A 19634-nucleotide genomic window follows, 5' to 3' on the forward strand; every position below is an offset into this window, starting at 1 on the left:
TCAGGTCGGCGCAGCTCACGCCTCGCCGCCCGCCGATCCGGTCGTGCCGGCGTTGACGTCGAGCAGGCGGTACTTGTCGATCGCCCACTTCGGCGCGTCCTGGTCGACCTTCCCCTGCTTCGCCAGGCGCTGCAGCGTCTTCACCACCATCGACGGTCCGTCGATGGCGAAGAAGCGGCGGGCCGCCGGACGCGTGTCCGAGAAGCCGAAGCCGTCGGCGCCGAGCGTCGAGTAGTCGCCGGGGACGAACTGCCGGATCTGGTCGGGGACCGCGTGCGAGAAGTCCGTGACCGCGACGAACGGGCCCTCGGCATGACGCAGCTTCTCCTCCAGGTACGGGACCCGGGTCTCGGAGTGCGGGTGGAGCATGTTGTGCTCCTCGGCGGCGAGGCCGTCGCGGCGGAGCTCGCCCCACGAGGTGACGGACCACACGTCGGCGGACACGCCCCAGTCGTCGGCCAGCAGCTGCTGCGCCTCGAGGGCCCACGGGACGGCCACGCCGGAGGCCATGAGCTGCGCCTTGGGTCCGTCGACCCAGCCGTCCTTGAGCTTGTAGACGCCGCGGACGATGCCGTCCACGTCCACGCCCTCGGGCTCGCTCGGGTGGATGATCGGCTCGTTGTACACCGTGAGGTAGTACATGACGTCCGGGTCCTCGTGCTCGCCGCCGTACATGCGCTCGAGGCCGGACCGCACGATGTGGCCGATCTCGTACGCGTACGCCGGGTCGTACGACACGATCGCCGGGTTCGTCTGCGACAGGACGAGCGAGTGGCCGTCGGCGTGCTGGAGTCCCTCGCCCGTGAGCGTGGTGCGTCCCGCGGTCGCGCCGATGAGGAAGCCGCGGGCCATCTGGTCGCCAGCAGCCCAGATCGCGTCGCCCGTGCGCTGGAACCCGAACATCGAGTAGAAGACGTAGATGGGGATGAGCGGCTCGCCCTGCGTCGAGTACGTGGTGCCGAGGTTCGTGAACGCCGCCAGGGCGCCCGCCTCGTTGATGCCGACGTGCACGATCTGGCCCTGCGGGCTCTCCTTGTAGGAGAGGAGCAGCTCGCGGTCGACCGACGTGTAGTGCTGGCCGTTCGGGTTGTAGATCTTCGCCGTCGGGAAGAAGGCGTCGATGCCGAACGTGCGGGCCTCGTCGGGGATGATCGGGACGACGCGGTTGCCGAAGTCCTTGGAGCGGATGAGGTCCTTCAGGAGCCGGACGAACGCCATGGTGGTGGCGATCTCCTGCGTGCCCGAGCCCTTCTTGGAGATGCGGTACGCCGAGTCGTCCGGGAGCGTGATGGCCGTGTGCTTCGTGCGGCGCTCGGGCGAGTACCCGCCGAGCGCGCGGCGGCGCTCCTGCATGTACTTGATGGCCTCGTCGTCCTGGCCGGGGTGATAGTACGGCGGCAGGTACGGGTCCGCCTCGAGCTGCGCGTCCGTGATCGGCACGCGCATCTCGTCGCGGAACTGCTTGAGGTTGTCGAGCGTGAGCTTCTTCATCTGGTGGGTCGCGTTGCGGCCCTCGAAGCTCGGGCCGAGCCCGTAGCCCTTGACGGTCTTCGCGAGGATCACCGTGGGCTGGCCCGTGTGCTCGCTGGCCGCCTTGAACGCCGCGTACACCTTGCGGTAGTCGTGGCCGCCGCGCTTGAGGTTCCAGATCTGGTCGTCGGTGTAGCCCTCGACGAGCTTCGCGGTGCGCTCGTCGCGCCCGAAGAAGTTCTCGCGGATGTAGGCGCCGCTCTCGGCCTTGTAGGTCTGGTAGTCGCCGTCCGGCGTGCGGTTCATGAGGTCGAGGAGCGCGCCCTCGGTGTCGCGGGCGAGGAGGTCGTCCCACTCGCGGCCCCAGACCACCTTGATGACGTTCCAGCCGGCGCCGCGGAAGAAGCTCTCCAGCTCCTGGATGATCTTGCCGTTGCCGCGGACGGGTCCGTCGAGGCGCTGCAGGTTGCAGTTGATGACGAAGTTCAGGTTGTCGAGCTTCTCGTTCGCCGCCACCTGGAGCTGGCCGCGGCTCTCCACCTCATCCATCTCGCCGTCGCCCAGGAACGCCCAGACCTGCTGGTCGGATGCGTCCTTGATGCCGCGGTTGGTGAGGTACTTGTTCGCCTGCGCCTGGTAGATCGCGTTGATGGGGCCGAGGCCCATCGATACCGTCGGGAACTGCCAGAACTCCGGCATGAGACGCGGGTGCGGGTACGAGGAGAGCCCTCCGCCCGAGTGGCTCTTCTCCTGGCGGAAGCCGTCGAGCTGGTGCTCGCTCAGGCGTCCCTCGAGGAAGGCGCGGGCGTAGGTGCCGGGGGAGGCGTGACCCTGCACGAAGACCTGGTCGCCGCCGCCGGGGTGGTCCTGACCGCGGAAGAAGTGGTTGTAGCCGACCTCGTAGAGCGCGGCCGAGGACGCGTAGGTGGCGATGTGCCCGCCGACCGCGATGCCGGGACGCTGGGCCCGGTGCACGGTGACGGCCGCGTTCCAGCGGATCCATGCGCGGTAGCGGCGCTCGAGGTCCTCGTCACCGGGGAAGTCGGGCTCGTTCTCCGGCGCGATGGTGTTGATGTAGTCCGTGGTCGGGACCATCGGCACACCCAGGTGCAGCTCCTTGGAGCGCTTCAGGAGGCTGAGCATGACGTCGCGCGCGCGCCCCCGGCCCTGCGTCTCCACGAGCCCGTCGAGCGACTCGTTCCATTCGGCGGTCTCTTCCGGATCCTGGTCGGTGTGGTTCACCGAGTACGGATCCTGGTCGTTGACAGTCACCCTCGACCTCTTCCTGTGGTGTGCAGACATCGTCTTCGGTGCCACGGGGCTCGAAGGGTGCGAGACCGCGCGTACGCCGAGGGCCAGCCTACCCATGACGGCCGACGGTCACGGACGGCGGGCGGCGCGTCCCGCCGGCCCTCCATGACCGCGTGGCGCTGGACTTCGCGGATCGCGGGCGTAGTGTGGATCCTCGTGCCAGACAGGGGACATCTGCCGGCACGGAAGGATCCGCACCCCATGGCCCTGGCCAACGACACACAGGCTCCCGACTTCGAGCTCGCCAACCAGTTCGGCGAGCGCGTCCGGTTGAGCGAGTACCGCGGACACCGCGCGGTCGCCCTAGTCTTCTTCCCCCTCGCCTTCTCCGGCACGTGCACCGGCGAGATGTGCCAGCTCGAGGAGAACCTCGGCCTCTTCGCCGACAGCCGCGTGGAGCTCATCGGCATCAGCGTCGACAGCAAGCACACGCTGCGCGCGTGGGCCCAGCAGCAGGGCATCGACTTCCAGCTCCTCGCCGACTTCTGGCCCCACGGCCAGGTGGCCAAGGAGTACGGGGTGTTCCTCGACGAGAAGGGCTTCGCGAACCGGGCGACCTTCCTCATCGACACGCGCGGCATCATCCGCGGCAGCTTCATCACGGCGCCCGGTGAGGCGCGTGAACTCGAGGCGTACCGCACCGCCATCCGGGACCTGGCGCTCGTCCCGGCCTGATCCCTCGCGGGCGCCCGGGCCACGGTCGTCAGCTCAGGATGTTCACCGCGCGGGCGATCACCAGCGCGAGGATCACGAAGCCGGCGAAGGCCTCCAGCGCCATGAGCGCCTTGGCCCGGTGGGACAGCGGCATGACGTCCGTGGGGCTGTACGCCATCGAGTTCGTCAGCGAGAAGTACGCGTAGTCGACGAATCCCGGGACCCAGTCGGCGTGCTCCGACGACCGTCGGGCGACCTCGGACACGGCGCCGGAGTCCTCGTCCTGCGGGAAGCGGAAGTCGGCGGGCGCGAGAGCGGCGCGCGCGTGGATCCTGCGGGCCACCGGCCCGCCGCGATCGAGCTCCCAGTAGACGATCGCGAACGCGAGCACGTTGGTCCCCCACACCTGCAGGGCCGTGAGGAGCAGCTCGGGCCCCGCCTCCGAGGCGTCGACGAGCGCGACGACCAGGACGACGAGGCTCACCTGGTTGGCGACCACCAGCAGACCGCCGAGCCCGACCCCGAGACCGCGGGACCACGGGGTCTCGCGGGTGAACCTCCGCGGGTTGAGCGCGACCAGCGGCACGAGCAGGGCGACGGCGATCGCCACCACCGCGACGCGGACGCCGGTCGGGACCGCGGTCGGCGCGATCGCGTAGAGGACGACGGCGACGACGAGCCCGACGGCGGCGGGCCAGCGCGGCTCCGCGACCGTCCGACGGGAGGGGTGGATGGGCACGGGGGAGAGGCTACGGCCCGCGCCCGCGGCACGGCCGGGACGCGCCGAGGCGGTCGGCTAGCATGGCGGGGCGCTCCACGACCGGGCGTTGAGGGCCCTTAGCTCAGTTGGTAGAGCGCCACGTTTACACCGTGGATGTCGTCGGTTCGATCCCGGCAGGGCCCACCGCGCGAACGCTGCACCTCCGAGGACCCCGCGGCGCGAGATCAGGCGAGGGCCGCGAGGCCCCGCACCAGCAGGTCGATGCCGAAGGCGAAGTCACGGGCGGGATCCTCGTCGTGGGCGTGGCCGGGCAGCAGGCCGATCCGATCGAGCTGGATGCGCTGCTGCTCGTGCGCCACGTGGCCGAGCACGAAATGCAGGAGCGCCGATGCCGCGCGGGCGCAGTCGGCCTCCCCGAACCCGCCTGCGGCGACGGCCGCGGAGAGCGAGCGGCGCGCCGCCGTCGCGCCGAGCCCCATGGCGGTGGTGCTGGCCACGACCTCCGCGCCGTCTCGATGGGCGAGGAGCGCCGCGCGGAGCACCACCGCGGCGTGCCGGACCCGCTCCTGCCAGTCGGCGCGCCGGTCAGCCGCGATCTCGGCGTCATCCTCGGCCTCGGCCTCGGCGACGATCCGGTCGGCGAGCTCGGCGAGGAGGCTCTGCTTGTCCGGGAAGTGCCAGTAGAGGGCGCTCGGCTGCACGTCGAGGGCGGCGCCGAGGCGGCGCATCGTGAAGTCCGGGAGGCCATGCTCGTCCAGGATCCGGAGGGCCGTGCGGGCGACGTCGTCGCGGCTGTGCCGCCCCGCCGCATGCGCCCGCACCATGGCCCCCACTATAGTGAACGCCGTTCAGGTGAACATCGTTCAGGTACTTGCCCGTCGCATCCGCAGGAGGAAGCCCATGACCCCGTCCCGCTCCCTGCCCCTGAGAGCCGACCGTGGCGGGCGCCTGGACGCAACCGACCTGGCGCGGGTCGCCGTGCTCGCCGCCGTCGTCGCGGTGCTCGGCCTCCCGGGCAGCATCAGCGTGATCGGGGGCGTCCCCATCACCGCGCAGACGCTCGGCGTGATGCTCGCGGGCGCCGTGCTCGGGGCCCGCCTCGGCGCCCTCGCCCTGGCCGTCCTCCTCGCGCTCGTCGCCGTGGGGCTGCCGTTGCTCTCCGGCGGGACAGGCGGCATCGGCGTCTTCCTCGGACCCTCCGCCGGCTACCTGGCGGGCTGGATCCTCGGAGCCGCAGCGGTCGGGTGCATCGTCCACCTCGGCGGCCGGCGGCCCACCGTGTGGCGCACCGCCGTGGCCATGGCGGTCGGCGGGATCGCCGTCGTCTACGCCGTCGGGATCCCCGTGCAGAGCCTCGTGACGCGCCTGCCGCTGGCCCAGACCGCCTACACCAGCCTCGTCTTCCTCCCCGGCGACCTGATCAAGGCGGCGATCGCCACCGCCATCGTGATGACGCTGGTGCGCGGCTACCCGCGCGCGTTCCGTCGGCCGTCCGGCTGGACGACGGCACGGCAGGACGACGCGGCGGCGACCACCAGATGAGCCAGGGGGACGTGCCGAACGCGCCGGCCCTGCGTCTCGCCGACGTCGGCGTGCGCCTCGGCGACGTCGACGCCCTCCGCGCCGTCACGCTCGAGATGGATGCGCGCACGGTCGCCGTGATCGGGGAGAACGGGTCGGGCAAGAGCACCTTCGCGCGACTGGTCGGGGGGCTCGTCGGGCGGACGTCGGGGGAGCTGCGGGTGCTGGGCGTCGACCCGGACCGCGGATCCCGCGAGCTGAGGCGACGCGTGGCCCTGGTGTTCAGCAACCCGGACGCGCAGATCGTCATGCCGACCGTCGCCGAGGACGTCGCGTTCTCCCTGCGGCCGGAGCGTCTGTCCCGTGCAGAGTCGGACGCACGCGTCGCCGAGTGCCTCCGCCGATTCGGCATCCAGCACCTCGCCGACCGCTCGTCGCACGAGCTCTCCGGCGGCCAGAAGCAGCTGCTCGCGCTCGCGGGGGCGTTCGTCCGGCGGCCGGAGCTCGTCATCGCCGACGAGCCGACGGCGTACCTCGACGCCCGGAACGCCCGGCGGGTCGCGGACCATCTCTTCGAGGACGGCCACCGGCTCGTGCTCGTCACCCACGACCTCGCCGCCGCCGCCCGGTGCGACGCCGCCGTCCTGTTCGCCGGCGGCCGGCTCGTCCGCACGGGCGCGCCAGCGGACGTCATCGCCGAGTACGAGGCGATGCTCGGGTGACGCTCGCCGAGCCGCGACGTCCCGGCCGCCTCGAGCGGATGCCCGCGGGACCCGAGCTGGTCGCGCTCATGGTCGTCGTGCTCGGGGTCTCGCTCCTGCCATCGACGTGGTGGGGCGCGGGCACCGCGGTCGCCGCGGCGGTCCTCGCCTACGCCGCCGCGCAGCTGGGCGACGGCCTCCTGGGCCTCCGCCGGCTCGCCGGCCAGGTGCGGTCCGTCCGCTGGGTGATGCTGTTCACCCTCGTCAGCCAGCTCGTGCTGCTCGGGCCGGAGCCCGCGGTGGCGAACACGGCCCGCGTCACGGCGGCGATCGCCATCGCCGGCCTGCTCGTCCTCACGACCTCGATGACCGCGCTCCTCGACAGCATCGAGCGCGGCCTGCGCCCCCTCCGGAGGTTCGGCGTCGACACGGAGCGGATCTCGCTGCTCCTGACGGTGACGGCCGGCACCGTCCCGGTCCTCGGACGCCTGGCCGCCGACGTCCGCGAGGCGCAGCGGGCGCGCGGCGCGCGGCCCGGCCTCCGGACGTTCGTCGTGCCCTTCCTCGTCCTCGCCCTCAAGCACGCGGATCAGCTCGGCGATGCGCTCACCGCGCGCGGTGTCAAGTGACGGCCGAGGCGGCGACGCGCGGATCGCGATGTCCACGGGCCGCGCGGGCCGCGTCGCCGCGGGCGCGTCGCGCTAGCATCCACCCATGAGCTCCGACACGGCCGACGACGACGCCGCCGCCTGGTCGGTCGTCGACGCCGCGACGCACGGGTCCAGCGCCCATCGCGGATCCGCCCAGCGGAGCCTCTGGCCGCTGGAGCCGCTCGTGCCGTCACCCGGAGTCGCGCCCGACGCGTCGCGCGGCGACGGACGGACCCGCCGCAGCTCGCGCCGAGCCTGATGCGCGGGCGCCCGGTGACGGGCCGCGGTCGCCCCTTCGTTACGATGGCCAGGTGATCCACACCCTCGCCGACGTCGTCCGTGTCGTCGAGGACGCGTGGCCGCCCGCCGGCGCATCGGACTGGGACGCCTCGGGGCTCATCTCGGGGGATCCGAGTGGGCAGGTCCGCCGCATCCACCTCGCCGTCGACGCCGTGCGCGCGACCGTGGACGAGGCTGTCGCCGCCGACGCCGACCTGCTGCTCGTCCACCACCCCCTGCTCCTCCGCAGCGTCACCACGATCGCCGAGACCGGCTACAAGGGCGCGCTCCTCGCCGACCTGATCCGCGCCGGCTGCGCGCTGCACGCCTCGCACACCACCGCCGACGTCGTCGAGGACGGCACCTCGGGACGGCTCGCGGCGCTCCTCGGCCTGGTGCCCGAGACCATCCGTCCGATCGACGCCGCCCCGGGCGGCGTGCGCGGCATCGGCCGCGTCGGCGACCTGCCCGCGCCGACGACGCTCGGCCGCCTCGCGGGGGAGCTCGCCCGCATCCTGCCGCCCACGGCGACGGGGATCCGCGTCGCCGGCCCCTACGACGCGCCCGTCACCCGCGTCGCCCTCTGCGGCGGAGCCGGGGACTCCCTGCTCGGCGCACCCGACGTGGTCGCCGCCGACGTCTACGTCACCTCGGACCTGCGCCACCACCCGGCCAGCGAGGCGCGCGAGTCAGCGGCCCTCCGCGGCGGCACGCCGTACCTCGTCGACACGTCCCACTGGGCGAGCGAGTGGCTGTGGCTCGACCAGGCCGCCGACACGCTGCGATCGGCGCTCCCGGACGTCGAGGTCACCGTCAGCGACATCCGCACCGACCCCTGGGACTTCGCCGTCACGCAATGACCGGCCGCCGCGCGGTCGGGCCCGCGCATCCACGACACGCACCGCGTGCCCGCCTCCCGCAGGCGGAGCCGCACCACGAGAGGGAGAGCATGAAAGCCGATCCGAGCATCCAGAAGGAGCTCCTCGACCTGCAGGAGATCGACACCCGGCTCACCCACCTCACGCGGCAGCTGGCGCAGCTCCCGCAGCTGAAGGAGATCGACGCGCTGCAGCGGGAGATGGAGCTCGTCCGCCGCCGGCTCGGCGAGCGGACCGGCGTGGTGGAGGACGCCCAGACCGAGCTCTCGCGCATCGAGTCCGACGTGGCGGTCGTGCAGGCGCGGATGGACCGCGACCGCAGCCGCATCGAGGCGGGCGGGAGCTCGAAGGACGTCCAGGCGCTCGAGCGCGAGCTCGAGTCGCTGCTGCGTCGCCGCGACAACCTCGAGGAGGTCGAGCTCGAGGTGATGCAGCGGCTCGAGGAGGCGCAGGCCGCGCAGGCCGAGGTCGTGGTCGAACGCGACGCCCTCGCCGAGCGCCTCGCCGCCGTGGAGGCCGAGCGCGACGCCGCGGCCGTGGATCTGCGCGTGCAGGCCGAGCAGGCGCGCAGGGACCGCGACGCGCTCGCCACGCGCTTCCCCGATGACCTCCTCGGGCTGTACGAGAAGCAGCGCGCCAGATACGGCGTCGGCGCCGCGATGCTGCACCGCGGCATCTCGCTCGGCAGCAACATCGCCCTCCACCAGAGCGATCTCGACGCGCTCCGCAAGCGCGCGCCCGACGACGTGGTCATCGACCCCGAGAGCAACGCCATCCTCGTGCGCACGGACGAGTCCGGCCTCTAGCGGGAGGACCGGCAGGGCGCCTGCCCTAGACTCGTCCCCGCGGATGGGTCGGCAAGACGGTCGCGCCGCGGAGGAACCCGAGAGGGGGAGACCGCGTCGAGGAACGTCCGGGCTCCGTAGAGCAGGGCGGTGGGTAACACCCACCCGGGGCGACCCGCGAGACAGTGCAACAGAGAGCAGACCGCCCGTCGCGCGAGCGGCGGGTGAGGGTGAAACGGCGGTGTAAGAGACCACCAGCGGCCCGAGTGATCGGGTCGGCTATGCAAACCTCGCCCGGAGCAAGGTCGAACAGGGGACGCACAGGCTGCTCGTCCAGTCCCCGGGTAGACCGCTGGAGGGCTGCGGTGACGCAGCTCCGAGATAGATGGCCGTCCATGGTGCCGCGAGGCACCGGGACAGAACCCGGCGTATCAGCCGGCCCATCCGCACCACGCACGACGGAGCGGCCGGATCCCCTCGGGGGTCCGGCCGCTCCGTCGTGCGGTGCCAGGGCGCTCAGTCCTCGGGCTTCGTCTTGTCGACGAGGTCGGCCGCGGGCGCGTGCGTGCTCGCGCCGACCGCGTGCGCGGCGAGGGCCGCGGCGCCCATGATGCCCGCGTTGTTCCGCAGCTCCGCCGGCACGATCGGGGTGCGCAGCCGCAGCAGCGGCAGGAAGTGCTTGTGGTTCTTGGACACCCCGCCCCCGACGATGAACAGCTCCGGCCACATAAGCTTCTCAAGCTGGCCGTAGTACACCTGCAGCCGGGCGGCCCAGCGCTTCCAGTTGAGGTGCGCGCGCTCCTTGGCCGCGTACGAGGCGCGGCGCTCGAAGTCGCGGCGGCCCGCGACGTCCATGTGGCCGAGCTCGGCGTTCGGGATGAGGACGCCGTCGTGGATCAGGGCCGTCCCGATGCCCGTGCCGAGCGTGGTCATGATGACGAGACCGCGCACGTCCTTTGCCGCGCCGTAGCGGGCCTCGGCGTAGCCGGCGGCGTCCGCGTCGTTGACGAACGTGATCTCGAGGCCCAGGCGCTCCTCGAACAGCTTCTCGGCCTCGAGGCCGATCCAGGTGGGGGAGACGTTGGCGGCCGACATGGTCGTGCCGTGCACGATCGCGGCGGGGAAGCAGACTCCGAGGGGCGTGCCGGCGGGGACCTCGCCGAGCGCGTCGATGATCTGCTTCACGGTCGCCACGATGTCCTCGGGCTCGCCGCCCTGCGGCGTCGGCAGCTTCACGCGCTCGCTCTTCAGCTCGCCGGTCGCGACGTCCACGATGGCGCCCTTGATGCCGGTCCCGCCGATGTCGATGCCGATTGCGGTCGTCGCGTCCTCGCTCATGGAAGCGACCCTACCGGCTCGCCCGACCCCGTCCGGCCGTCGCGCGCGGTGCGGACGGGCCTAGCATCGGCAGCATGAGCGACAGCGACGAGCAGTACTGGTACGACGACCGCACGGGCGAGGTGGAGAAGGGGATGCTGTCCCCGGCAGCGCATCGGATCGGCCCGTTCGCCTCGGCGGAGGAGGCGGCCAGGGCACCGCAGCGGCTGCGCGAGCGCGCCGAGCAGTGGGCGGCGGAGGACCGCGACGACGACTGATTCCGCGGATCAGTCGGAGTAGCTCTCCGCCTCGGCGGGGAACGCGCCGCTGACGACGTCGTCGCGGTAGCGCGTCGCCGCGTCCAGGAGCACCGCGCGCATGTCCGCGTAGCGCCGGACGAAGCGCGGCACGCGGCCGCTCGTGAGGCCGGCGAAGTCGGTCCAGACCAGGATCTGCCCGTCCGTGCCGTTCCCCGCTCCGATGCCGATGGTGGGGATGCGCAGCTCCTCGCTGACGCGCCGCGCGACCTGCTGGGGCACCATCTCGAGCACCACGGCGAACGCGCCGGCGTCCTGGACGGCGCGCGCGTCGGCGAGGAGCGCCTCCGCGGCGTCCCCGCGACCCTGGATGATGTGACCGCCGAGGCCGTGCTCGCTCTGCGGCGTGAACCCGATGTGGCCCATCACGGGTATGCCGGAGCTCACGACCCGGCGGATCTGCTCCGCGCTGCGCACGCCGCCCTCGAGCTTCACGGCGTGGGCGCGGGCCTCCTTCATGAACCGCACCGACGTGGCGAGCGCCTGGTCGGGGCCGGACTCGTAGGACCCGAACGGCAGGTCGGCCACGACGAGCGCGCGGGCGGCCGAGGCGGCGACCGCGCGCGCCAACGGGATGAGCTCGTCCACCGTGACCGGGACGGTCGTGTCGTACCCGAGCACGGTGTTGCCGGCGGAGTCGCCGACGAGCAGGAAGTCAACGCCGGCCTCGTCGAACACGCCGGCCGTGAGCATGTCGTAGCTCGTGAGCCCCGTGATCTTGAGGCCCTGCTCCTTCGCCCGGGCGAAGTGCCGGATCCTGACCCTCTTCGGCGGTCCGGCGGGCTCGCTCGGGAGGCGGGCGGGATCGGACGGGGAGACGGCAGCGTCGGGGCTCTGCATGCCTCGGAGTCTACGGCCGGCCCCGCGCGCGCTCGGCCCGACCCCTGGTCAGCCGGTAGGTTGGACTCCGACGAGAGGGTGGTGGATGGACAAGCAGCGTGACTTCGTCCTGCGGACGATCGAGGAGCGCGGGATCAAGTTCGTGCGCCTGTGGTTCACCGACGTGACCGGCACGCTGAAGTCGGTGGCGATCGCCCCGGCCGAGGTCGAGGGGGCGTTCGCCGAGGGCCTCGGGTTCGACGGCTCGGCCATCGAGGGCCTCACCCGCTCGTACGAGGCCGACATGCTGGCCCACCCGGATCCGACGACGTTCCAGATCCTCCCGTGGCGCGGCGAGATCGACCCCACCGCGCGCATGTTCTGCGACATCTCGACGCCGGACGGGCAGCCCGCCATCGCGGATCCCCGCAACGTCCTCAAGCGCACGCTCGAGAAGGCGGCGGACCGCGGCTTCACCTTCTACACGCACCCCGAGATCGAGTTCTACCTCCTCAAGTCGAGCGAGTTCGGCGTCGACGGCCCCGAGCCGGTGGACGCGGCCGGCTACTTCGACAACGTCCCCGGCGGCACGGCGCACGACTTCCGCCGCCGCTCGGTGCGCATGCTCGAGGACCTCGGGATCTCGGTCGAGTTCAGCCACCACGAGGCGGGCCCCGGCCAGAACGAGATCGACCTCCGCTACGCGGACGCCCTCACCACGGCCGACAACATCATGACGTTCCGCACGGTCATCAAGGAGGTGGCGATCGAGCAGGGCGTCTACGCGACGTTCATGCCGAAGCCCCTCGCAGCGCACCCCGGCAGCGGGATGCACACGCACATGTCGCTCTTCGAGGGTGACGTCAACGCGTTCTACGCGTCCGGCGCCGAGTACCAGCTCTCCACCATCGGCCGCCAGTTCATCGCGGGCCTCCTCAAGCACGCCCCGGAGATCACGGCCGTCACGAACCAGTTCGTGAACTCGTACAAGCGCCTGTGGGGCGGCGGCGAGGCGCCGAGCTTCGTGACGTGGGGCCACAACAACCGCTCCGCGCTCGTGCGGGTGCCGCTGTACAAGCCCAACAAGGGCAACAGCTCCCGCGTCGAGTACCGCGCCATCGACTCCGCGGCGAACCCGTACCTCTCCTTCTCGCTCATGCTGGCCGCGGGCCTCAAGGGCATCGAGGAGGGCTACGAGCTGCCCGCCGAGGCGGAGGACAACGTGTGGACCCTGAGCGACGCCGAGCGCCGCGCCCTCGGGTACGCGCCGCTGCCGTCGAGCCTCGACCACGCGATCCAGCTCATGGAGCGCTCCGAGCTCGTCGCCGAGACGCTGGGGGAGCAGGTGTTCAACTACGTCCTGCTCAACAAGCGGCAGGAGTGGCGCGACTACCGCGCTCAGGTGACGCCGTACGAGCTGCGCTCCAACCTCGAGATGCTCTGATCCGGATCCCCGCCAGGAGCATCACGACCGACATCCGACGACGAGGCCGGAGCGAGCCATGAGACGTGGGCAGACGCTGCTCGGCGCCCTCGCGCGCGCGGGCTTCGCACGTCTCAGCGAGGTCGGCGAGGCCCTCGAGGAGGCCGCGGAGCTGTCCGGATGGGCCGAGGCAGAACTCGTGGAGGCGCTGCACTCCAGCGCGGACCCGGACGGGGCGCTCGATGCCCTCGTCCGACTGCTCCGCGAGGACCCCGAGCGCACGCGCGCCGTCCTCGCCGACCCCGACGCCCGCCACCGGCTGGCGCGGGTGCTCGGTTCGTCGCGCGGCCTCGCCGAGTTCCTCACACGCCACACGGACGAGCTCGAGGCTTTCGCCCGTCCGCTGGAGGGCATGCCCACGCCGGCCGACGTCCGCACCTGCATGCTGGGGTCGGTCCACGCGGTCGACGGCGTGGCGGGGATCACCGGCACGCCCGCGCGGACGGCCCTGCGGATCCGCTACCGCGCGCTCGTGGCGCGCGTCGCGGCGTGGGACCTCGTGCACCCCGATCCGCTCGCGGCCGTGCGACCCGTGACCGCCGCCCTGGCAGACCTCGCCGGCGCGGCCCTCGAGGCGTCGCTCGCCGTCGCCCGGGCGGAGCTGTCCGCGCCCGGCAGCTTCGGCCGCGCGCGACCCGAGGAGATCGCCGCGACGCGCCTCGCCGTCATCGGCATGGGCAAGGCCGGCGCCCGCGAGCTCAACTACGTCAGCGACGTCGACGTCATCTTCGTGGCCGAGGCGGCGACCGACGCGGACGGCCGGACGGTGATCGAGCCGTCCCGCGCGGTCGAGCTCGCGACGCGCCTGGCCGTGCTGACCATGCGCGGCATCGACGAGCACGAGATCGAGCCGGCCCTCTGGGAGGTCGACGCCAACCTCCGCCCCGAGGGGAAGGCCGGCGCGCTCGTCCGCACGCTCGACTCGCATCTCGCGTACTACGAACGATGGGCGAAGGACTGGGAGTTCCAGGCGCTGCTCAAGGCCCGGCCCCTGGCCGGCGACGCCGAGCTGGGGGAGCGGTATGCCGACGCGGTCGCGCCGCTGGTCTGGTCGAGCGCCTCCCGGGAGGGATTCGTGGGACAGGTCCAGCGCATGCGCACGCGCGTCACCGACAACATCCCCGCCGACCAGCTGCACCAGCAGATCAAGCTCGGGCCGGGCGGGATCCGCGACATCGAGTTCACGGTGCAGCTCCTCCAGCTCGTGCACGGCCAGGGCGACGAGGCCGTCCGGGACCGCAGCACGCTCGCGGCGCTGGTGGCCCTCGCGGACGCCGGCTACATCGGGCGCACGGAGGCCGGCGAGTTCGCGAAGGACTACCGCTACCTCCGCCTCCTCGAGCACCGGCTGCAGCTGGAGCAGCTGCGGCGCACGCACCTCATGCCCACGGACGAGGAGCGGTTGCGGATACTCGCGCGCAGCACCGGCCTGGACGGCCGCGCGGAGGAGCTCACGGCCCGGTGGACCGCCACGAAGACCGCCGTCCGCACGCTGCACGAGCGCCTCTTCTACCGGCCCCTCCTCGCGGCGGTCGCGTCGCTGCCCGAGGAGTCGCTCGCGCTCACCAGCGACCAGGCCGCCGCCCGTCTGTCCGCCATCGGATTCGTCGACGCGCGCGGGGCGCTCGCGCACATCCGCGCGCTGACGCAGGGGGTGTCGCGCAGCTCCGCCATCCAGCGCCACCTGCTCCCCGTGCTCCTGCAGTGGTTCGCCGACGGCCCGGATCCCGACCACGGCCTGCTCGCGTTCCGCCGGCTCAGCGAGGCGCTGGGGGAGTCGAACTGGTTCCTCCGGATGCTCCGGGACTCGGCCGGTGCCGCGCAGCGCCTCGCGCAGGTGCTCTCGGGATCCCGCTTCGTGTCGGAGCTGCTGGACCGCGTGCCCGAGACCGCCGCGTGGCTCGCGCGCGACGAGGACCTGCGCCCGCGCACCTGGAAGGCCCTCGAGGAGGAGGCCGTCGCCACGGTGAACCGGCATCCCACACCCGATGCCGCTGCGGCCGCGTTGCGCACCCTCCGCCGCCGCGAGGTCCTCCGCCTCGCCATCGGCGCGATCGTGGGCGTCACGCACGTCGAGACGCTCGGACCGTCCCTGGCCGACATCACTACGGCGACCCTCCGGGGGGTCATGCGCGCCATCCGCCGCGAGGACGGTCCCTGGCCAGAGTTCGCCGTGGTCGCGATGGGCCGATACGGCGGCGCGGAGCTCGGCTTCGGTTCCGACGCCGACGTCATGTACGTGTTCCGCCCGATCGCCGGCATGGATCCCGAGCTGGCCCAACGCCGCGCCCAGCTCATCGTCTCCGAGCTGACGCGCCTCACGGAGGACTCCCGCCTCCCGCTCGACCTCGACACCGGCCTGCGGCCCGAGGGACGCAACGGGCCCGTTGTGCGCTCGTTCGCGTCCTACCGCGCCTACTACGAGCGATGGTCCCTCACGTGGGAGGCGCAGGCGCTGCTCCGCGCACGCGGCGTCGTCGGCGACAGCGGCCTCATCGCCGACTTCACATCCCTCGCCGACCGCATCCGCTACCCGGAGGCCATCGGCGACTCGGACGTGCGCGAGATCAAGCGCATCAAGGCGCGCGTGGAGAACGAGCGGCTCCCGCAGGGTGCGGATCCCACGCGGCACCTGAAGCTCGGCCGCGGATCGCTCAGCGACGTGGAGTGGCTGGTGCAGCTGATCCAGCTGCAGCACGCGCACGCGCATCCCGCCCTGCGCACGCCGACCACCCTCGGGGCGCTCGACGCCGCCGTGGAGGCGCACCTCGTGGCCGAGGACGACGCGGCGCGTCTGCGGGACGCCTGGCTCCTCGCGTCGCGGGTGCGCTCCGCGATGACGCTCTGGACGAATCGCACGGCCGACGTCCTGCCCGCGGAGCGCGCCGCGCTCGACGCCATCGCGAGGCTCCTCGAGTACCCGCCCGGATCCGCGTCCGTGCTCGAGGAGGAGTACCTCGGCGTCACGCGCCGCTCCCGTGCCGTCTTCGAGCGCCTGTTCTACGGGGTCGACGATCAGCCGGATCCGCGCGGCGCCTGACGCCCTCGGATCCTCTTCACCGACGACGACGGGCCGCCCTCCCGGAGGAGGACGGCCCGTCCATCACGCACCCGATGCGGGTGCCGACCGGATCAGACGCCGTAGTACAGCTCGAACTCGAACGGGTGCGGGCGCTGCGCGAGGGGCTTGATCTCCATCTCGCGCTTGTACTCGATCCACGTCTCGATGAGGTCGGGCGTGAACACGTTGCCCGCGGTGAGGAACTCGTGGTCGGCCTCGAGCGCCTCGAGCGCCGCGCCGAGCGACGCGGGGACCTGGGGGATGTTCTTCGCCTCCTCGGGCGGGAGCTCGTAGAGGTCCTTGTCGACGGGCTCGTGCGGCTCGATGCGGTTCTTGATGCCGTCGATGCCCGCCATGAGCTGCGCCGCGAACGCGAGGTACGGGTTGCTCGACGCGTCGGGCGCGCGGAACTCGATGCGCTTCGCCTTCGGGTTCGTGCCCGTGATCGGGATCCGGATCGACGCCGAGCGGTTGCCCGCCGAGTAGACCAGGTTGACGGGCGCCTCGAAGCCGGGCACGAGACGGTGGTAGGAGTTCACCGTCGGGTTCGTGAACGCGAGGATCGCGGGCGCGTGCTTGAGGATGCCGCCGATGTACCAGCGCGCCACATCCGACAGGCCGCCGTAGCCGGCCTCGTCGTAGAACAGCGGCTTGCCGTCGTTCCACAGCGACTGGTGCGTGTGCATGCCCGAGCCGTTGTCGCCGAAGAGCGGCTTCGGCATGAACGTGGCCGTCTTGCCCCACTGCTCGGCCGTGTTCTTGACGATGTACTTGAACTTCAGGATGTCATCCGCCGCGTGGACCATCGTGTCGAAGCGGTAGTTGATCTCGGCCTGTCCGCCCGTGCCCACCTCGTGGTGCGCGCGCTCGAGGATGAGGCCGGCGTCGATCAGCTTGAGGCTGATGTCGTCGCGGAGGTCGGCCTGCTTGTCGACGGGGCTGACGGGGAAGTAGCCGCCCTTGTACGGCGTCTTGTTGCCGAGGTTGCCGCCCTCCTCCTCGCGTCCCGAGTTCCAGGCACCCTCCTCGGAGTCGACCGAGTAGAAGCTCGTGTGCTGGTTCACCTCGTAGCGGACGTCGTCGAAGATGTAGAACTCGGCCTCGGGCGCGAAGAACGCGGTGTCGGCGATGCCGGACGCGGCGAGGAACTTCTCGGCCTTCTTGGCCACCTGGCGCGGGTCGCGGGCGTAGATCTCGCCGTTGCGAGGGTTGTAGATGTCGAACACCATGATGAGGGTGCGCTCGATGCGGAACGGGTCGATGTACGCCGTCGTCACGTCGGGGATGAGCTGCATGTCCGACTCGTGGATGCTCGCGAAGCCGCGGATGGACGATCCGTCGAACAGCTGGCCGACGGAGAAGAACTCCTCGTCGACGGTGGATGCGGGGATGTTGAAGTGCTGCTGCACCCCGGGCAGGTCGGTGAACCGGATATCGAGGAACTTGACGTCGGTGTCCTTGATGAACGCGAGCACCTCGGATGAGTCTCTGAACATGTGGTGTCTCCAAAAGGGGGCCGGAGCGGATGAGACTGACGGTTTCAGCCTCTCCGACCCTAGGGGGAAGGGGTTACCTCGCCATAACCGCCGTGTTTCCGCGATGTTACGCGGGCTGTCCCGGGCGAGTCGGCGACGGCTCCCAGGTCGGCGCGACCAGGGGATCCGCGTCACGCGCGCCTAGGATCGCAGGGTGTCCGCGACTCCCCAGAACCCCGACCTCGGCGACCCCGGCCGCAACCGCTGGCCGGGGGAGCGTCTCGGGCTGCCGGAGCGCGGGCGGGGCTCCGTCGCCCGCGCGGGTCGGCGCATCGTGGGCATCTGCATCGACTGGGCCCTCGCCGTTCTGGTGTCCTGGGCCTTCTTCGCGTACGACTCCACGGCGACGCTCGCGATCTTCGCGGTGATGCAGTACGTCCTCATCGTCACCCTCGGCGGGAGCGTCGGCCACGTCGTGCTGGGCATGCGCGTACGGCCGCTCACGGGCGGGTACGTGTCCCTGTGGCGACCCGCCCTCCGCACCGTGCTGCTGTGCCTGGTCGTCCCCGCGGTGGTGTGGAACGCCGACCAGCGGGGCCTCCACGACGTGTTCTCGGGCACGGTGCTGGTGCGCACGTCCTGACCGCCTCGTCGAGTCGCGAAGAGCGTCAGCCGGGCTCGCACCCGAGGTACACGAGCTCCGGGTCGACCCCGCCGAGCACCACCCGCGCGGGGGATCCCGCGCGGACGGCGCCGAGCTCGCGGCTCTCGGTCTCCCGCCCGTCGTCGGAGCGCCCGGTGGTGACCTCGAAGCGGACGAGCGCCGCGCTGCAGTCCTCCGGCGCGGTCATGTCGAGGAGCGTGCACGACGTCGTGTCGATGCACTCGCTCGCGCGGGACGCGGGATCGTCGACGGTCACGACGGTCGCCCCCTGGGTGAGGTCGGCGCCGACCGTCGTGAAACGCGCCCGCGTCGAGTCCTGGAAGCTCACCACGACCACCAGCACGCCGGCCAATGCGCAGACCGCAGCGATCGACGGCCCGAGACCCCGGCGGGCCCGCTCGCGTCGAGAGCGCCCGTAGGGCGACAGTCGCTCCGCCTGCGGCTGCGGCCGGGGCGGGTCCGAGCGCACCGGCTCGCGACGGGGATCCGTGCGGCCCCCACCTGCGGGTCCCGAGGAGTGCGCGCCCGTCCGCTGGCGGAGGAGCAGGGCGTCCCGGGCCAGCGTCAGCTGGACGAAGCGCTCGTGCGCGGCCTTGAGCTGCTGGGGCGTCGCACCAGCCAGGCGATCGGGGTGGGTCTCGCGCGCTCGTCTGACATAGGCACGACTGACGGTGGGACGGTCGGCATCTGCGGCGACACCGAGCAGCGCCGCAGCGGAGGCCTGGTCCATGGGCTCAGTCTGCGCCGGGCACGGTGACGGCGCAATCGACGCGCGACCCGAGGATCAGCGTGCCCGCGACGGGCGGACCTTGAACGGGTCGACGCCCTTGGGGATCGGCATGCTGTTCTGCCCCAGCGAGGTGAGTCGGTTGTTCACGGCCAGGACCTCGGCCTTGGTGATGGTGCGGGGGAACCGCTGCAGGCGACCGGCCAGCTTGTGCAGCTCGACGGAGTCCGCGTCGGGGCCGACGAACACGAAGTGCACGGGGACGTTCGGGAGCACGCGGGCGATCTTCCGACGCTCGTCCTCGAGCATGCGCGTGGTACGGCTCTTCGGTCCCTCGCCGATGAGGGCGACGCCGGGACGCCCCACGGCGCGGTAGACGGCGTCCTGCGACTTGCCGTTGACGGCGACCGGCATCTCGCTGCCGACCCATCCGCGCTTCAGCGAGCTGCGCAGGACCACGCCGACGGCGCCCGGCTGGCCCTTGATCTGCAGGTACGCCGCACGCTCGGCCTTGCGTCCGAGGACGATGAGGAAGGCGAGGATGCCCGCGAACACGCCCGCGATGACGAACAGGATGCCCGTCAACCACGCGCCGCCGGTCGCGAAGATCGCCAGCAGGACGCCGATGACGATGGGACCCAGCAGTGCCAGGAGCATCCACCAGACCGAGCTCTTGTCGTACCGCCGGGTCATCTGGAAGACCTGCCACATCTGCTTGATGCGGCCGGGTTCCTTGGGTGCCTTCGGAGAGGCTGTCTTGCGGGCCATGGTGCTCAGGATACCGGTGCGCGGGCTGCAGCC

General features: G+C 71.9%; 19 protein-coding genes, 1 tRNA gene and 1 other RNA gene. 13 read left to right on the top strand and 8 right to left on the bottom strand.

The annotated features are described in order from the left end of the window. Positions 1-15 precede the first annotated feature (15 nt). On the bottom strand, positions 16-2742 hold the full coding sequence (gene aceE / locus KYT88_RS08400) for a pyruvate dehydrogenase (acetyl-transferring), homodimeric type (protein WP_043586889.1): 2727 nt from the start codon (positions 2740-2742) through the stop codon (positions 16-18). A gap of 240 nt (positions 2743-2982) precedes the next feature. Here aceE and KYT88_RS08405 point away from each other — a divergent pair, with 240 nt between their 5' ends. Further along, entirely contained in the window at positions 2983-3456 is a 474-nt protein-coding gene (locus KYT88_RS08405) for a peroxiredoxin (protein WP_043586887.1), read from the top strand. A 28-nt stretch (positions 3457-3484) separates the two neighbouring features. On the opposite strand, the gene KYT88_RS08410 is transcribed toward KYT88_RS08405, so the two are convergent. Next, entirely contained in the window at positions 3485-4174 is a 690-nt protein-coding gene (locus KYT88_RS08410; RefSeq protein WP_043586885.1) for a DUF1345 domain-containing protein, read from the bottom strand. Positions 4175-4266: 92 nt separating this feature from the next. On the opposite strand from KYT88_RS08410, the gene KYT88_RS08415 reads away from it, so the two are divergent. Next, a tRNA-Val gene (locus KYT88_RS08415) sits at positions 4267-4339 on the top strand. Positions 4340-4380: 41 nt separating this feature from the next. On the opposite strand, the gene KYT88_RS08420 is transcribed toward KYT88_RS08415, so the two are convergent. Beyond that, a complete protein-coding gene (locus KYT88_RS08420; RefSeq protein WP_051629374.1) occupies positions 4381-4980 on the bottom strand; it encodes a TetR/AcrR family transcriptional regulator C-terminal domain-containing protein in 600 nt (199 codons plus the stop codon). A gap of 76 nt (positions 4981-5056) precedes the next feature. Here KYT88_RS08420 and KYT88_RS08425 point away from each other — a divergent pair, with 76 nt between their 5' ends. The 7 genes from KYT88_RS08425 (at position 5057) to rnpB (ending at position 9417) form a co-directional block, all read left to right on the top strand. Beyond that, complete coding sequence (locus KYT88_RS08425; protein WP_051629373.1) at positions 5057-5698, top strand: biotin transporter BioY; 642 nt, start codon at positions 5057-5059, stop codon at positions 5696-5698. Further along, positions 5695-6399 carry an energy-coupling factor ABC transporter ATP-binding protein gene (locus tag KYT88_RS08430; RefSeq protein ID WP_043586884.1) on the top strand — a complete coding sequence of 235 codons (705 nt, stop codon included), beginning with the start codon at positions 5695-5697 and terminating at the stop codon, positions 6397-6399. Before KYT88_RS08425 ends, KYT88_RS08430 begins: the two co-directional genes overlap by 4 nt. After that, positions 6396-7007, top strand: a complete 612-nt coding sequence (locus KYT88_RS08435) for a CbiQ family ECF transporter T component (protein WP_043586882.1) — start codon at positions 6396-6398, stop codon at positions 7005-7007. Before KYT88_RS08430 ends, KYT88_RS08435 begins: the two co-directional genes overlap by 4 nt. Before the next feature lie 85 nt (positions 7008-7092). Then, complete coding sequence (locus KYT88_RS08440) at positions 7093-7287, top strand: hypothetical protein (RefSeq protein ID WP_043586880.1); 195 nt, start codon at positions 7093-7095, stop codon at positions 7285-7287. A 52-nt stretch (positions 7288-7339) separates the two neighbouring features. Further along, positions 7340-8167: a Nif3-like dinuclear metal center hexameric protein gene (locus tag KYT88_RS08445; RefSeq protein WP_043586878.1), complete on the top strand. Its 828-nt coding sequence runs from the start codon at positions 7340-7342 to the stop codon at positions 8165-8167. Between the two features lie 89 nt (positions 8168-8256). Next, entirely contained in the window at positions 8257-8991 is a 735-nt protein-coding gene (locus KYT88_RS08450) for a zinc ribbon domain-containing protein (RefSeq protein WP_043586876.1), read from the top strand. Between the two features lie 44 nt (positions 8992-9035). Next, positions 9036-9417: RNase P RNA component class A (gene rnpB, locus KYT88_RS08455), an RNA gene on the top strand. Positions 9418-9486: 69 nt separating this feature from the next. Here the strand turns inward: rnpB and ppgK are convergent. Continuing rightward, the gene (gene ppgK, locus KYT88_RS08460) at positions 9487-10308 is read right to left on the bottom strand and encodes a polyphosphate--glucose phosphotransferase (protein ID WP_043586874.1); all 822 of its coding nucleotides are present in this window, start codon (positions 10306-10308) and stop codon (positions 9487-9489) included. Positions 10309-10382: 74 nt separating this feature from the next. On the opposite strand from ppgK, the gene KYT88_RS08465 reads away from it, so the two are divergent. Continuing rightward, positions 10383-10565: a hypothetical protein gene (locus tag KYT88_RS08465; RefSeq protein ID WP_012038320.1), complete on the top strand. Its 183-nt coding sequence runs from the start codon at positions 10383-10385 to the stop codon at positions 10563-10565. A 9-nt stretch (positions 10566-10574) separates the two neighbouring features. On the opposite strand, the gene panB is transcribed toward KYT88_RS08465, so the two are convergent. Beyond that, positions 10575-11444, bottom strand: a complete 870-nt coding sequence (gene panB / locus KYT88_RS08470) for a 3-methyl-2-oxobutanoate hydroxymethyltransferase (RefSeq protein WP_043586872.1) — start codon at positions 11442-11444, stop codon at positions 10575-10577. An 85-nt stretch (positions 11445-11529) separates the two neighbouring features. On the opposite strand from panB, the gene KYT88_RS08475 reads away from it, so the two are divergent. Beyond that, positions 11530-12867: a glutamine synthetase family protein gene (locus KYT88_RS08475; protein ID WP_012038322.1), complete on the top strand. Its 1338-nt coding sequence runs from the start codon at positions 11530-11532 to the stop codon at positions 12865-12867. A gap of 58 nt (positions 12868-12925) precedes the next feature. Then, positions 12926-15946 carry a bifunctional [glutamine synthetase] adenylyltransferase/[glutamine synthetase]-adenylyl-L-tyrosine phosphorylase gene (locus KYT88_RS08480; protein ID WP_043586870.1) on the top strand — a complete coding sequence of 1007 codons (3021 nt, stop codon included), beginning with the start codon at positions 12926-12928 and terminating at the stop codon, positions 15944-15946. A gap of 92 nt (positions 15947-16038) precedes the next feature. On the opposite strand, the gene glnA is transcribed toward KYT88_RS08480, so the two are convergent. Beyond that, positions 16039-17463 (bottom strand): type I glutamate--ammonia ligase, encoded by a 1425-nt coding sequence (gene glnA / locus KYT88_RS08485; RefSeq protein WP_012298985.1) that lies wholly within the window; start codon positions 17461-17463, stop codon positions 16039-16041. 193 nt (positions 17464-17656) lie between these two features. Between glnA and KYT88_RS08490 the strand changes: the two genes are divergently transcribed. After that, the gene (locus tag KYT88_RS08490; RefSeq protein ID WP_043586868.1) at positions 17657-18085 is read left to right on the top strand and encodes an RDD family protein; all 429 of its coding nucleotides are present in this window, start codon (positions 17657-17659) and stop codon (positions 18083-18085) included. A 25-nt stretch (positions 18086-18110) separates the two neighbouring features. On the opposite strand, the gene KYT88_RS08495 is transcribed toward KYT88_RS08490, so the two are convergent. Together KYT88_RS08495 and KYT88_RS08500 are read right to left on the bottom strand one after the other, a co-directional pair. Then, positions 18111-18836 (bottom strand): J domain-containing protein, encoded by a 726-nt coding sequence (locus tag KYT88_RS08495; protein WP_043586866.1) that lies wholly within the window; start codon positions 18834-18836, stop codon positions 18111-18113. A gap of 54 nt (positions 18837-18890) precedes the next feature. Then, positions 18891-19601 (bottom strand): DUF4191 domain-containing protein, encoded by a 711-nt coding sequence (locus KYT88_RS08500; RefSeq protein WP_043586865.1) that lies wholly within the window; start codon positions 19599-19601, stop codon positions 18891-18893. Positions 19602-19634: the final 33 nt, after the last annotated feature.

Origin of the sequence: Clavibacter sp. A6099 (assembly GCF_021919125.1) — a bacterium.
Taxonomy (GTDB): Bacteria; Actinomycetota; Actinomycetes; order Actinomycetales; family Microbacteriaceae; genus Clavibacter; species Clavibacter seminis.